The following is a 14,779-nucleotide window of genomic DNA, read 5'->3' as shown; positions in this document are numbered from 1 at the left end:
ACAGCCTGCCACCGACAATGACCCCATTCGTGCCATGTTCACGCCGCCCGCACCCGGTGCTCCCCCCGCCCCAAATGCCCCATAACCACCTGATGTGCCCGCCACCCATCCGGAAACTTAGGCGGTACGTCCAGGTACACCGGGCTGCTGCGCGGATGCCGGTCCAGCAGGTCTCGGATGCCGGCGCGGGCCACCACGATGCAGGCGAAACGGTGCCGGGAGAGCAGGACGCACAGGCGGCCCGTTTCCAGATGGAAGGCGGAGGCGTCCTGGCGGCCGGAGAGCGGGTGCCAGACCAGGGTGACGTCGAACTCGCGGCCCTGGAGGCGGTTGGCGGTGTCCACGGTGATGTCGGTCAGGCCGCGGGCGGCGAGGCGGGAGCGGACCGCGTCCGCCTGCACGGTGCGTGCCGTACCGATCGCGATGCGGTCCGCGGTCAGAAGTTCCCCGTTGACCAGCGTGCCCCGTTCCAGCAGCCGGGCCGCCGTCGCCGCGAGGGCGTCCGCCACCTCCGGGTCCTGGTCCAGGGTGTGGCGGGCGGGGAGTTCCAGGTGGCCCCAGCCGGAGTCGGCGGCCCGGGCGAGGACGTCGTCCAGTGGGGTGGAGCCGTGGGACAGGCTGGCGTACGACAGGACGCGCTCCGGTGCCGTCGTGCCAGGGACGAACCGGTAGAAGGGGTAGAAGGCCCGCTCGACCAGGGGTGCCGCCGTCTCCGGAAGGCGCCAGGAGACGGGGAGCTGGTGGCGGAGGAGGTCGGGGTTGTGGGCGAGGGTGACGTCGACCGCGTTGCGCAGGGGGTCCCAGGTCAGGCCGTGCCAGCGGTCGGACTCCACGGTGGCGAAGGGGTCGAGCTGGCCGGGGTCGCCGACGAAGAGGACCTGCGAGTCGTCCTGGGCGAACAGCGGGGCCGTCGCCAGGAGCCCGTCCGAGCGCATCTGGTACGCCTCGTCGACGATGGCCCACCGCCACGGCGCGCACTTGTCCGGGGTGACGAACGACCACTTCTTCGCGGTGGACACCACGACGGGCAGGTCGCGCAGGTCCGTCACCTGGCTGCTTCCGGTGACGTTGGGGTGCCGGGTGACGCGGGGCGGGAGGACGTGGCCGCCGGCGTGGAGGCGGCCGAGGGCCAGGCCGGGATGCTCCCGCGCGATGCGGTCCACCAGGTCGTCGACCTGCTCGTTGGTCTGCGCGACGATCATGAGCTGGTGGCCCGCGGAGGTCAGGTGGCCGGTGGCCTTCACCACCAGCGTGGACTTCCCGGCCCCGGGAGGCGAGTCCACCACGACGCCCCGGCCGGGCGCGGTGTCGAGGCTGGTCAGGATCCCCGCGACCGCCCGGTCCGCGCGTTCGCCGGGAGTGAGGGCTTCGGGGTCCCCGCTGTCGGGAAGGAGGGCGGTCACTCCCAGGTCTCCTCTGCGTCCTCGTCGGTGGGCTCGTACGGCTGCGGCGGACCGCCGTGGGTCCAGGGGGTGTTCTCCTCGTCGGGCAGGGCGGAGGGCATGGCCGTGGGGTTGAGCGTGGTGTACGTCAGCTCCTCGCCGGTCTCCGCGAGAGTGCCAGCCGGAGCCGGGGGCTTGCGCTTCCTCGCGAAGCCGCCCTCGAGCTGGAGCACCACGGTGTGGCTGCCGTCGTCCTCTTGTCGTACGTCGAGGATCCGGGCTCCCTGGCCGGGCCGAGCGGGGGACTTCACCTCCGTGCCGACCGCGAGGCCGACGCGGGTGTCGGTGCCGGTCCGCAGGGTGATCGTCGGACGCCACACCTGGGAGCCGGGACGGTCGCCGGGGACGAAGCGGTCCTCGTCCCTGGCCGTGACCGTGCCCGTGAACGCCTCGCCGGTCAGCTCGTACTCCGCCATCACCAGCGGGTCGTCGTACGCGCGCTGCGCCTCGTAGCGGGTGACCGCGTCCTCCAGCCGGGCCAGGCGGCGAGCTGCTCGGACGGCTTGGTCGCGGCGGGCCTGCGGGCGGCCGTCGGCGTCTAGGTACTCGGCGTACTCGGAGAACCAGCGCCGGTCGAGGGCCCAGCGGCCGGGGACGTGGGCGCCCTCCGGCAGCTTGCGGAGCAGTTCCACGCCCCGCCACATCAGATGCCAGGTGGGCAGCATCTGGCTGCTCAGCTCACGGTCGATCTGGCGGCCGACCGCCTCGCGTCCGCGGTCGTCGGACGCCTCGTCGTAGCGCGTCATCAACTCGTGCAGGGTCCGGTCGAAGACCGGGTCGGTGGACGGACCGGCCGGTGGCCACACGGCGGGGTCCTCCGCCTCCCGTGCCGCCCGCGCGCCGTCGCTGCCCTCCGGTGGATCGATCCAGGCGAGCAGGGACGCGAGGTGGGAGTCCTCGGAAGAACTCTGGCCCGTGGCCCAGTTGGCGGCGAGCAGCCGGGTCATTGCGAGCATCGCACCGGAGTCCGGGAACTCGGCCAGGTCCGCGAACCAGGTCAGCCACTTGCCGAGGGTCGGCACGGACGGGTCGACCGCGTATGGTCCCTTGGTGGCGCGCAGTCTGGTCAGCCGACCGAGCAGGCGCACGTACGCGATGCCCTCGCCGTTCGGGACGAGGAGCTGCGGGGCCCGCCGGCAGCGCAGGCGTTCCTCTTTCTCCTTGCCGCGGCCGACGGTGTAGGGCTCCGCCTCGGTCCGGCACCCGTCGATGTACGCGAGGAGGAGGGCGGCGAGGCGCTCGGCGAACCGGAAGCGTTCGGCGCGGTTGCGCGGCTGGTGGACGGTCAGCAGGGTCGGGTGCTCGGGGTCCGTACCCGCGAGCGCGGCCAGGGGCGCGCACGCCTCGCCGGCGAGGGTGAGCGGCACCAGGACGAACGGCTTCTCGTCCAGGTGCTGGTGGCGGACGGTCCTCAGCGGTTCGGCACGGCCGGTGCGGGAGGCCGTGAGCGTCGCGACGGTGGACAGAACGCTCATGCGGCCCCCCGGCGGAGTCGGCGCAGCCGGGCGGCGGCGCGCAGCAGGTCGGCGGCTTCCGCCTCGGCCTCTCCAGGGGCGGCAACGCCGTCCAGGTAGTCGAGCGCGGTGCGGGTGGAGTCGATGCCCGGCAGGTCGTTGCGCACGCCGCTGCCCAGGCGGGCCGGTGAGGCGCATCCGGCGGCCTCGTCGCGGCAATACCGCGCCATTTCGCAGAAGGACAGACAGGAGGGTGAGTACGACGCGTCCAACGCCTCTATGGAAGAGGAGAGTTCGTCCGCGCTTCGGGTCGTGTCCAGGGTCGCCGTCTCGGGGAGCCGGGCCGCGAGGTCCTCGGCGCGCCGCAGCCGCGAGAGCTGGAACTGGAGGGCGTCGAGTTCCTGCCGGAGGTCGATCAGGCGGCCGTAGGGGCGGTTGGAGAAGTCCTTGGGGCAGACGAGCAGGAACTCGTGGGAGATCTGCTCGGTGGGCAGGCCGGCCGTCTCGAAGGCGCGGTGCAGCGCGAGGACGTACACCGCGGCCTGCTTGGCCGTCTCGGCGACGGCGGTCGGATTGGCCTGGCCGTCGATCGCCGCGAACGAGCGGATGAGGACGACGTGGAACTTCCCCCCGATGCGGTGGGTGAGTGCGTCCGGCTCCAAGAACGCCGTCTGACCGGCGACTTCGAGGGTGAGCACGGGGCGGTCGAGGATGAGCCGTACGTCCTGGCCGGAGGCCACGTGCGCGATGAGGCGGCGAGTCTCCCGCTCGCGCAGGTGCAGGGCCGTGTTGCCCCCTACCTCGTTGAGGTCGGTGACATGGGCCTCCGCCACGGGGACGGAGAGCTGCTCGCGCAGCAGCCGAATGAGCTCGGCGTAGCTGCCCCACTTCACGAGGCCGTGGAACGCCTGTTCGCGGGCGAGAGCGAAGGGGGACTGGCCGAAGCGCGGCTCGTATCCGACCTGCTGGGCCAGCAGCGCCTTGTCCACTCCGACGGCGTCGAGGACGGCGCGGCGGGCGCAGGCGGGATTGGCGGTCAGGGCGGTGATCTTACGGGCGGTGTACGGCTGAGGGGGCTGCGGTCCGCGCAGCCGCGCCAGTCGGTTGTCGGGAGGTTCGGACTGCTGCGAGGGCATCGTCTCTACTTCGGGAACGTCTTCGGGTACGTCTTCGGGAGCTCACCGGCGTGCGAGGCGTCTGACGTCATCGCCGTCGTGAAGGGGTCGTCAGGACAGGGTCCCACTCGCGTCGCGCAGGGCGTCACGCATCGGTGCCGCACCGAACAGCTGCTGTACGTCAGAGAGTTGGGTACGGGCGCGCTGCGCGGCCGCTTGCCGTTGCTGGTCGTCCTCCTGCTGGTGGACGGCCGCTTCGGCGTGGGCGGCGGCGATCACGCGGGCGGGGTCGGGCTCCGGGGCCGCGGCGTCGTAGGCGCCCGGGATCGTGAGGGCGAAGCGGCGCAGCAGCCGCCAGGCCGCGTCTGGGGCCGGATGCCCCGCAGTGGTGAGTCGCTGGATCTGCTCGGCGGTTCCCACCGCGTGAGTGAGGAAGTCGGCACGCGGGCTGAGTGGGCCGATGATCCGCCGCTCCACGGGCCAGGTGGACAGGGCTAGGAGTCCGCGTGCGGGGACCAGGCGGTCGTGGGTCAGTGCCGCGCAGATGTAGTACGGGCGGGCATAGCCCTGTGCCGTGAAGGATCGCTCCTCGTCGCGGCGGAGGGACGCGAGTTTGGTGGCGACCAGCGACTCGGTGAAGAACGCCTCGTACGTGGACGAGATGAGCCTCGGAGAGGCAGGGGCGCCCAGCAGGGTGAGCGCCTGGTGGACCTGTTCGCGGATCGGGATGGAGCCGTGCGCCGGGCGCTCCGTGCGGCGTGGTGCGCCTGTGATTGCCGACGTCTGCGAGGCCGGGGGCTCGGCCGCGAGTGCCTCGCCGTCCGCTTCCGCCTCGGTCTCGAGGGCGTGCTCCCAGGCGGCCTCGGCTTCGCGCAGCGCGCGACGGATGCGCGCGGTTTCGGCCTTGTCCCGTGCGCGCACGGCACCGCGCAGCTCGGTGCGCAGGTGGGACAGGCGCTGCTCGAGTTCCTCCAGTGATGCCGCCATGCGGGGCAGCTTAGCGCAGCAGCCAACCTGTGCCAAGAACTTCCAATGAGTTCCAAGATTACCTGCTACGGTCGAATGCGGCGGCGCACCCGGCCGGACCGAGGGTGCCGTCTGTTCTGAGACAAGGGGGAGGCAATGAGCCACGACGCGACGGCATGGCACAAGCCGCACTGGCTGACCGGGAACGACGGCCTCGTGCGTGTGGGGCCCGGTACGGGCGGGAGCGAGGAGCACACCTGCCCCTCGCACGCCGCTGCCAAGGCCCGGCCCGGTCTGGGGCCGGCCCGGCCTCTCCGGCTTCCGAAGCCGGAACTCGAGACGTTCACCCTCGGGCCGGTGATGGACGCCGTCGACCGGGTCGAATTCCACGGTGAGACACCCGACCAGGCCCTTGCAGGGCTGCGCTCCCGCACCCCCGCCCTGCACCCCGGTCACCTGACGTATGCCGAGCACGCCCTCCGTACGTACATAGAAGCGTGCGCCGACGATGGTGAGCAGCGGCTGCGGCCGGTCCGTCCGTACTGGGTGGCCCAGCGGGAGAACGGCAAGTTCTGGGAGATGTACGCCTGGTGGCGCAGGTACGAGTCGGCCGACGGACGCCTGCGCGAGTACCGACGGTTGCGGCACGGCGAGGCCAAGGACTCCGAGCCCGGCGAGATCGCCATCGCCGTGTACGTGGCCGTTCACGGGCGCCAGGCGGCCTGGCCGCGGAAGTGGGCGCGCGCGTTCCAGCCGTATGGCCCCACAGCCCGGCCCGAGCGGGTGCGTGTCGTCGAAGTCGGGCTCTCCGACGGACGGCCGCGCGTGCAGTTCGACGGGACGGCCGAGGAAGCCGAGGCCTACTACGCCGAGCACGGGCACGCGCACGTGGCGCGTGTCGTGGCGGGCGGCAGGCCGGCACCCGGCTCATCCTGCGTGGACTGCAAGCAGTTCACGGGCTGCGAGGCCGTGCCGCGCAGGCCGGGGGTCCTCGGCCTTCCCTCGCGGGTGGCACCGCTGAGGAAGGTGTCGGTCAGCGATCTGCGCTATCACGCGGCCTGCCCCGCACAGGGGTTCCTCCGTTCTCTGCACCTGCCCAAGTCTGACGAATACGGCAGCGCGGCCAGGCTCGGCCAGGCGGTGCACGGCTGGATCGAGAAGCTGCACCGGCGCCCGGAACAGCCGCCGTGCGCGGTCGGCGACATGCCCCCGGCGGGCGAGAACTGGACAGAGGGACGCTGGCGGGTCTCCGACGAGGACGCCGCGACCGGTCGGGACATGCTGCTCCACCACGTCGACGCCTGTCCCTTCCAGGACGCCGCACTCATCCAGCGGGTCGAGCCCGAAGCCCTCCGAGTCGTCCACGACACCGCGGCGCAGGCCGTCGTCATCGCCAAACCCGACCTGCTCTACCAGGAGGACGGCTCGTGGGTGTGGCGGGAGCTCAAGACGACACGGAAGCGGCGCCGCCACCACGAGGACCTTCTCGACACCTACCCCCAACTCGCCTTGGCGGTCGCGCTCCTGGCTCAGGGTGCGCTGGGCGGCGATCCGGACGGCTCGCGCGTCGAGGTGGAGATCCTCCGGCCGGACGGTTCCGATCCCTACGTGATCGACCCGACGGACCCCGGCCGACAGCGGAAGGCGCTGTCGGTGCTGCGGCGGTACGCCGGCCCGTGGCGGGAGGACGAGACATGGGACGCCCGCCCCGGACCGCATTGCCGGTCCTGCCCGGTCTCCCGGTGGTGTCCGAGCGCCGCGCCCGACGGCGCCGTCGCGGGAGAGGGGGAGTCGTGACCACGACCGACATGAGGGAGGCACGGTCCGAGGACGCCGTCGGCACGGACGAGGGGCTGCTCCGACAGATCGCCAGCGCCCTGGCGTGCCTGTCCCGGCAGCGGACCGTACCCAACCCGGTCTACCCGGCGAAGGTGCAGAACGCGTACAACCGCCTCGTCCTGCACTGCCTGCGCCGGGGCGAGGAACCGCCGGGCAGCGTGCCGCAGATGGTCCGCTGGGCTGGTGAACGGCCGCTGATCGAGTGGCCGTTGGAGCTGCCGCCCGACAACTTTCCCGGAGCGGCCCTGCTCGTCGATCCGGAGACCCGGCTGCCGCACCAGCTGTGTCTGGAGTGGGAGGTGAGCGCGGCCGACCCGGCGGCCGAGCTCTTCGAGAACGAACGCATCCGGGAAGCACTCGCCGTGTGCCGTGCGGCCAAGGCCCCGCAGGCCTACACCGCGTTCCGGGCCCTGCTCACCTCCAGGCCCGTGCTGACCGGCGCCGAGCTGGCACTGCTCGGCGGCGATCCCGACTGCGGAATGCTGCTGCACGACGTGATCAAGCGCTGCTACGAGCCTGTGCCCGCCTCCTATCTGAGGCGCGGCACGTACCGGCAGTGCGCTCGCTGCCGCTGCCTCATGGTGCCGCTGCTGCACGGCAGCCACCGCTGCGAACTGGACCGGTGCCGCCGCGACGGCACATCGGACGAAGGCACGCCGCTTCGTGCCGACAAAGGCGGGGTCTTCCAGCTCAGCCGCCCCCTGCGGATGTTCATCACCAGCCCCGGGCTCGCGGAGACCGATCTACAAGCCGCCCTGGAGAAGAAGTTCGGAATCACCGCCGAGATGTGGCCCAACTACGACGCGTACGACCTGCGCGTCCCCCTGTCTGAGCGACGGCACTGGGCGGTGGACGTCAAGGACCGGGTGAACCCCGTTCTCCTGGCGCGCTCCCTCACGCCGTTCAGGAACGAGCCGCCGTACGACCGTGCATTCCTCGTCGTGCCCCGCTACCGCTTCCGCGACAACGAGGCGTATGGGCGGCAGTTCCGCCGAAACCTGCCGGAGGACCTGGCCGATCGGGTCACCCTGCTGGACGACCAGGCCTTCCTGCGGCTGGTCGTCGATGAGATCTCCACCCCGCGTGACAAGGCGGGGGACCCGCGTACCGAAGGAGGACGCCGTGCGTGACCGTAGGGGATGGCACCGGCGCTGCTCGCCGCAGCAGCTCACCGAGGTGTGGCCGGCGAACCTCGGCAGCTTCCGCCCCGGCGACCTTCTCGACGTCGAACTGGGCCTGTATCTCTTGCAGGACGTGACGCCCACCCGCACGGCCGCCGATGTCTGGCCGCTGTTGGGCGGTTACCCGTACAGCGAGGTGTTCGGAGACGTTCGCAGCGACGAACAGCGGCTTCGTGTTCTGCGCGCCCGCCACTATCTGTGGGACATGCGGCGACGGCACGCCTGGTCGGAGGCGCTGATCGACTACCTGAAGGTCCCCCAGCACCTGCGCGGATACGACATCGACGGACCCGGCTCCGTACCACGCCGTCGCGAGCCGTCGCGCGCCGCACGCCGTTTCGAGATCTTCGAAGAACTGCTCAGCACCGCTCCGCGGTTCGCGACGCGGTCCATTCCGTTTGCCGAGGAGGGAGAGCACACCTTCCGGGTGCAGGACCGTACCCACTCCGTGGTGTTCGACGAGGAACTGCTGACGGACACCCTGCCGCGCGCCCACGCGCTTGACGCACCACCGGCCGGGCGTGGAGAGCCCGTCGACATCACCTGGGAAGAGCTCGAGAAGGCCGCCGACGAGATGGACGCCGTCGAGGCGACGGCACAGGGGCCGCGCAACGGCTGGGCCGGGCGGCTCCGGCGAGTGAAACTGCTCGTGCGCGACGCGGAACTCGGCCGCTTCACAGAACAGGGACGGCTGAGGATCGACCGGCTGCTGCACCTCGTGGGGATGGTGGGAGCCGGCAAGTCCACCCTCCGGGACATCCTGACCTACCACCTCGTGACCCGGACACCCCGCCGGGTCACCATCGTCGTCGGCGATGTGGCCGAGACGCTCGCCGTGGTGGAGCAGTTCGACCGGCTCGGTGTGCGGGCGGCGCCGATCCTCGGGCACTCCACCAGGGAGCGCAACATCAACCGGCTGCACCGCCGCACTGCCACGGCCGGCGCCGCCACCATGCTCGGGCACGACCACGCGGGCTTCGCCTACCTCAGCAGCGCCTGCCCCGTCGACGTGCTGCGCGGCCTGGAAGCCCGCCGCCCGCTCGGCGTCCGTGAAGCACCGTGCATCACGCTGTACACCGTCCCCGAGCAGGAGGCCACGGACGGCGATCCCCTCCTCGACGAGGAGTACAGCACGCAGCGTGACGCACAAGGCCCGAAGCCGCAGCGGAGACTGTGCCCGTTGTGGAACCGCTGTCCGCGCCACCGCGGGGCTCGTGATCTGGTCGACGCACAGGTGTGGGTCGCCACCCCGGCCGGTCTCGTGCACAGCTCCGTCCCACTGCACCAGCACCAGGAACAGCTCCGGTACCTCGAACTCGCGTGCCGACTCAGCGACCTGATCATCGTCGACGAGGCCGACCGGGTGCAGATGCAGCTCGACACGGCCTTCGCGCCGGCCAGCACTCTGGTGGGCAAGGCCCCGAACTCCTGGTTCGACGAGGTCGCCGTCCACAAGTTCCAGCAGATGGCCCGGGATGGCCGGCTCCAGCTGTCCGCCCGTGACGTCGACGACTGGACCAACGCCGTCAACACGGTCAGCGCCGCCACCGACCGCCTCTTCGCCCTGCTCGTCAAGGACGACAAGCTCAGGCGATGGATCAGCGTCGACTACTTCAGTGCCTTCACCCTCCACAACCTGCTGCTGGACAGCTGGTTCCCGGGGCGGAAGGAGGGCGAACGCCCGCCTGCGGCGGCCCGGACGCTGGACGGTGCGCTCGGCCGGTTCCGCGACGACCCGCTGCACGAGCAGCAGAGCACGGGAGACGACGATGAAGTGACACCCTTGGTGAACACCTTCGTCCACGTCGCCCTGGAACTCCTGCACGCGCCCCAGGGAGCACGGACGCGTGAGAGGCTGCGCGACACCCTCACCGACATCGTCGGAGACGACAGCACGGTGCTCGCGGACGCCGACCTCCAGGCCCGGCGCTTCGAGTTCACCCTGCTCCTTTCCGCTCTGCACAGCCGTCTCGACTTCATGACCACGCTGTGGCCGCGCGTCGAGGCCGCCCTCAATCTCGAGAGCGCCTCGAACGTGCTCTCCCGCAGGCCCCCCAAGGACTACGAGGCGGTCATCCCCGAGTCGCCCATGGGTAACGTGCTCGGCTTCCAGTTCCGCCACGACGACCGTGAGCGCGATGGTGACCGCAGCGGTGAACTCCGCTTCTTCCACTGCAACGGCGTGGGCCGCGAACTGCTCATGCGGCTCGGTGACCTGTGCGCCGTGGACGGCCGCCCGGGCCCGCACGTCCTGCTCATGTCCGCAACGAGCTGGGCGGGCACGTCGAGCAGGTACCACGTGCACGCCGACGTCGGTGCCGTTCTGCGTCCTCACGACGAGGAAGTCGAGGCCGTCCTGGGCAGCGAGTTCCGCAAGGAGTTCTTGTACTGGCCCGGAAACGACCGGCCCAAGCCGCTGCGCCTGTCCGGCTGCGACCCCGAAGAACGGCCCCAGGCCCTTCTGCACATGCTGCACCAGCTCGCGGTGCCCGACCGGAGTCTGCCCGACGCCGAGAGCATGCTGGACGCCGAGCTGAAGGAGATCGACGATCCGGACCGCCGCCGCATCCTGTTGCTCGTCGGCAGCTACGACGAGGCACGTCGGGCCGCCGAGTACCTCAACCAGATCCCCGAGTGGAACGGCCGCGTCACCCGACTGGTGTCCGACGACGCGGACTCCGACACCGCCTGGACCCGGCTGCCGGAGGACGCCGCCGCACGGACGCTGCCCCGCGGTGACGTGAAGGCTTTCCCTTCGGTCGGCGGCGACATTCTCGTCGCGCCGCTGCTCGCTGTGGAGCGGGGACACAACATCGTCCTGCGCGATGGCAAGGCGGCCATCGGCACGGTCTACTTCCTGGCACGCCCACACCCTCGGCCCGACGACATCGCGCTCGCCATCCAGTCCATCAACGACTGGGCCGTACGCCAACTCCGGGATGGTGACGGATCCTTCCGGCAGAACGCGCTCGCCGCCGCCACCCCCGACCAGGCGGCTGTGGCGTTCCGCAGCCGCGCACGCCGTCAGTGGAACCGCTTCCTCACCCGGCGGCTGGCCTGGTCCAGCCTGCGGGACGAGGAGAAGACGGCGTTCACCTGGGACCAGCTCGTCGTCATGTGGCAGGTCATCGGTCGTCTGGTGCGCGGCGGCGTGCCGGCCCGGGTGGTCTTCGTCGACGCGGCTTTCTCTCCCAGAGAAGCCGGATTCCAGGACACGGACACCCCAGACACCAGCCTACTGGCGAGCATGCGTGAGGTGCTCGCCCCCTTCTTCGAGAACGGGAACACGGCGGAGCGCCACCTTGCCCCGATCGACAAGTCCCTGGTCCGTGAGCTGTACGAACCGCTCTACCGCGCCCTGGTGGACATGGGCTGACGGCATCCGTCACCACACCGCACCCCCGACGTGTTCGCGTCGCGTCCGAAGACTTAACGCCTTGCTCCGAGGAGAACCGACACCATGGCCTACCAATACAACCGTCCGGCGGCGTACCTGCCCGACCCGGCACGGGGACCCTTCGTCTTCCCGATGCACACGCTCTCCCTGCCCGCCCACTGGGAGGAACCACTCCTGCGCCTTTACCACGGCGGAATGACAGAGGGGCAGGCCGAGCGACGGCGCCGCGTACCCACAGCGGCTGTCAACCAGCTGATGCGCGCCACCGCGCCGGACATCGTCACGGTCGACTCCACGGCACGGTTCGGTTCGGAGAACCCCTGGCTGTACTGCCAGGACGCGTACCCGATGGCGGTGACGAACCTCTACATCGCCACCTGGCTCAGGAGCCTCCCGCGCGATGCCGGCGATCCCGAGACCGCGGCCCTGCTGATGAACTGCTTTCGTGACCTCGACACCGCGGCTCTCAGCTGGCGGCCCGGCAGGGTCGACCTCCTCGAGCAGAAGGTGTCGCCCGGAGGAACCGCTCTGCCCGCGCCCCACGTGTACCGGTTGCTTCCCGACGTCCTCGCCGAAAGGATCGCGCGCCAGGGACCGTACGAACACCACGGGCAGCAGCTGTCGTTCCGACAGGTCGCCGGCCGCACGGGGGCCAGGGGGCAGGGAAGCGGGGGCGCCGAGCTGATGTCGAACGTGATCGAGTACGTACCCGGGCGGCGTGGTGGCGGCGACGGCAAGCCGGCCTACTACGCGGCGACCCTCCGCATCACCGTGCGCACCGTTCCCTTCTCACCTGTCCCGCGCGTCCACGTGGCCGCCGGCGTACGTCGGTTCGTCACCGGCAAGGTCTACATGCCGTACGGCAAGGGCGTGTCCGCGTACCTGCTCCCGGACGACTCCCTCGTCCACGATGGCCCGCAGTCGCAGCGTTTCGCCGTCGCCATGCTGGAGTGGAAGAACGGCACCACGGACTGGCGTCAGGGCGGAGCAGAAGGAATGCTCGCCGGGATCAGCGCACTCGACGCGCTGCCGTCCCCGGACCGGCTGGTGAAGGAGGCCGACCACTGGATCCACGGCCGGGACGGCATCCGGATCGCGATCGGGCACCAGGCGGCCATAGGCAGGCACACGATCGGCACCGGACTGATGCCCAGTGAACGCCGACGGCTGATCGAGTGGGCGGAGCAGGCGATCGCTCCCGAGTTCGTCTCCGTTCCGAAGCTCGAGCGCAGTGCGTACGCGCGGCCGCCCAAGAAGCAGCTCAAGAAGCTGACGTCCATTCCCAAGAACATGGAAGAGAAGGATCCCGAAGAGCGCGCGGTCATCCTGGACCAGCGTGAGCTGAACGCGGCCCACAACGCTCAGGTTCTGCGGGCACGCCTGGCCGAAGCCCTCGAAGGGGAAGACCTCACCGCGGTCGTGCTCCACCAGAACGATGCCATCCGCGATCAGATGATCGCAGCGGCGGAAATGGGGCTGGGGCTGGCCGGGCACCGGCACGCGCAAGGCCCCGATACCTGGGTGTGGGAGGCGGAGGAGCTGACCGTCCGGTTGCACGCGCGGCCCCTGGGCGCTCTCGGCGCACCGCTGGGAGGCGACAGCGTGCCGCGCCGGGGGCAGGAGCACGACAAGGCCATCGAGGAGCGCCGTATCGGTGTCGCGCGGGCCATGGCCGCCTTGCGGGAAGCCGTACCCGGGGTGCGGCTGGCCTTCGTGGAGCTCGACGGGCAGGATGCCTTCCGCCACGCCAAGCGACGGACCGACCCCAAGCACGCGATCCGCCTCGGCTGCGCGGACGCAGGCCTGGTGACCCAGTTCATCCGTCCACCAGACCCGGATGCGGAGACGGAGGAGGCTCTCGCCGATGCTGGTCTGCGTGCCGCCGCGGCCTGGTCGGACGGCCTGCGCCAGACCGGTATGCGGCTGGTGCCCCAGCACACGCTCGGTGACACGCTCATCCCCGCGAACCTGAACCAGGTGGCCTTCCACCTCGTGGAACGCCGCCTTGACGGGCCCACAGGCAAGCAGCAGTTCACGCCGATCGCGGTGCTCATCCGACCGGGCGCGAAATGCGTGCTGGGCAAGTCGGCCGACATGCACGCATGGGTGCCGTACCCCGAACTCCTCAAGTCTTTGACGGGAAGGGCCGAAGGCAAGAAGAACAGCGCGGAACAGTCGGCCCTCATGGCGGCCTTCGTCAAGAAGACTCTCGCGCAGCTGCGCAGTACCCCGACGCTCGTTCTGACCCACGCCCAGGACGTCCGGAAGCGCTGGCCATGGCTGAGGAACGACGGGCTGGAACGGGACAGGCTCGGCCTCGACGGGGGTCCCGTTCAGCGGATCGGTCTGTACGGCAAGCAGCTTCGTATCGTTCGGATCGCCGATGGCAGCCGGGACGAAACGGCACAGTGCTGGGCCGAGGCGGAGGAACGCTCTCCCAAGTTGGAGGGCCAGCAGCGTGGGGGCATCGCGATGGGGCTGTGGCGGCCCGGAGTGCGGGGTGACTCGGACCGCGTCTTCTACAGCACGACCGGCAAGTCCGGCTCGCAGCCAAATCTCACCAACGACGACGCCAAACTCACTCCGCACACCAACGCCTCGGGCAACAACGCCTACCGGCCGACGGCGAACGCCTGGAATCCGGACCTCCTCGAACTGACCGTTGCGTGCCTTCAGCCCGGTGACGACGCGGAGGCATGGGCCGCATTCGTCCACCAGCAGCGTTTCAGCGAGGACTACCGCGCTGGTCGCGAGGGGTTGGCTCTTCCCTTGATCCTCCATCTTGCGCGACTCGCGGACGATTACGCTCTGCCTCACGAGATCGACGAGGCCCTGGACCCCACGGAGCCCCGGGCCGCGGCCGCGCCGGACGACGCTCTGTCGGGCCAGCTGGCCTTCGACTTCGACCTCGATGACGGGGATGACGACGAATGAAGCTTCCCGCTGAGGAGTCGAGGGAGTCTCACCCCTCGTCTCCTCAGCGGGTAAGGCCCCTACTACCTCAAGGGCGTAGGTGCGGGTTCAATAAATGCATATGCATGCTCTCGGGGAGTGATCTTGCGGGCCGCGGGAACCTCAACATCAATTAGTCCTGTTGTGCCTGGTCAAGGGAACTCGTGAACGACCCACCAGCAGGGACGTTCACGAGATCGTCCTGAAGCGTTCACGAATTACCGGTCGAGTCATGTGACTCGCCGGTATTTCGTCGTTTCTGGGGCCTTGAGCCTCGTGATCGGCTCGGCGAGGGGGTGAGGCGGTGGCGGTCCAGGCACTGCGCCTCTCACCTGCGAAAACAGGACATGCCTGCGCGACGGCTGGTAGCCGTGGCGCAGGCATGTGGGGTTTTCAGGGGGCGGAGCGTGGCGGAGGTGTGTCACTCGCGTGG

The 14,779-nt window shown here is 70.3% G+C and carries 8 protein-coding genes; 4 read left to right on the top strand and 4 right to left on the bottom strand.

Translation table 11 applies throughout. The features are described from left to right. Positions 1-38: 38 nt before the first annotated feature. From VT52_RS32655 to VT52_RS32640, 4 genes are all read right to left on the bottom strand, one after another. The gene (locus VT52_RS32655) at positions 39-1,403 is read right to left on the bottom strand and encodes an AAA family ATPase (RefSeq protein WP_046427541.1); all 1,365 of its coding nucleotides are present in this window, start codon (positions 1,401-1,403) and stop codon (positions 39-41) included. Further along, positions 1,400-2,917 (bottom strand): hypothetical protein, encoded by a 1,518-nt coding sequence (locus tag VT52_RS32650; protein ID WP_046427543.1) that lies wholly within the window; start codon positions 2,915-2,917, stop codon positions 1,400-1,402. The genes VT52_RS32655 and VT52_RS32650 overlap by 4 nt, the downstream gene beginning before the upstream one ends. Next, positions 2,914-4,032, bottom strand: a complete 1,119-nt coding sequence (locus tag VT52_RS32645; RefSeq protein WP_046427546.1) for a hypothetical protein — start codon at positions 4,030-4,032, stop codon at positions 2,914-2,916. Before VT52_RS32645 ends, VT52_RS32650 begins: the two co-directional genes overlap by 4 nt. Before the next feature lie 90 nt (positions 4,033-4,122). After that, positions 4,123-4,998: a hypothetical protein gene (locus tag VT52_RS32640; protein ID WP_046427548.1), complete on the bottom strand. Its 876-nt coding sequence runs from the start codon at positions 4,996-4,998 to the stop codon at positions 4,123-4,125. A 135-nt stretch (positions 4,999-5,133) separates the two neighbouring features. On the opposite strand from VT52_RS32640, the gene VT52_RS32635 reads away from it, so the two are divergent. The 4 genes from VT52_RS32635 (at position 5,134) to VT52_RS32620 (ending at position 14,328) form a co-directional block, all read left to right on the top strand. Beyond that, on the top strand, positions 5,134-6,774 hold the full coding sequence (locus VT52_RS32635) for a PD-(D/E)XK nuclease family protein (RefSeq protein WP_046427550.1): 1,641 nt from the start codon (positions 5,134-5,136) through the stop codon (positions 6,772-6,774). Beyond that, positions 6,771-7,946, top strand: a complete 1,176-nt coding sequence (locus tag VT52_RS32630; RefSeq protein ID WP_053055715.1) for a pPIWI_RE_Y domain-containing protein — start codon at positions 6,771-6,773, stop codon at positions 7,944-7,946. The genes VT52_RS32635 and VT52_RS32630 overlap by 4 nt, the downstream gene beginning before the upstream one ends. After that, positions 7,939-11,373, top strand: coding sequence for a pPIWI_RE_Z domain-containing protein (locus VT52_RS32625; protein ID WP_046427552.1), 3,435 nt, complete (start codon positions 7,939-7,941; stop codon positions 11,371-11,373). Before VT52_RS32630 ends, VT52_RS32625 begins: the two co-directional genes overlap by 8 nt. Before the next feature lie 153 nt (positions 11,374-11,526). Next, positions 11,527-14,328 carry a pPIWI_RE module domain-containing protein gene (locus VT52_RS32620; RefSeq protein WP_240509973.1) on the top strand — a complete coding sequence of 934 codons (2,802 nt, stop codon included), beginning with the start codon at positions 11,527-11,529 and terminating at the stop codon, positions 14,326-14,328. Positions 14,329-14,779: the final 451 nt, after the last annotated feature.

The sequence above is a fragment of the Streptomyces malaysiense genome (genome assembly GCF_000980885.2).
GTDB lineage: Bacteria > Actinomycetota > Actinomycetes > Streptomycetales > Streptomycetaceae > Streptomyces > Streptomyces malaysiense.
Note: the sequence above shows the minus strand (reverse complement) of the source record. Positions and strands in the feature narration are given on the sequence as shown.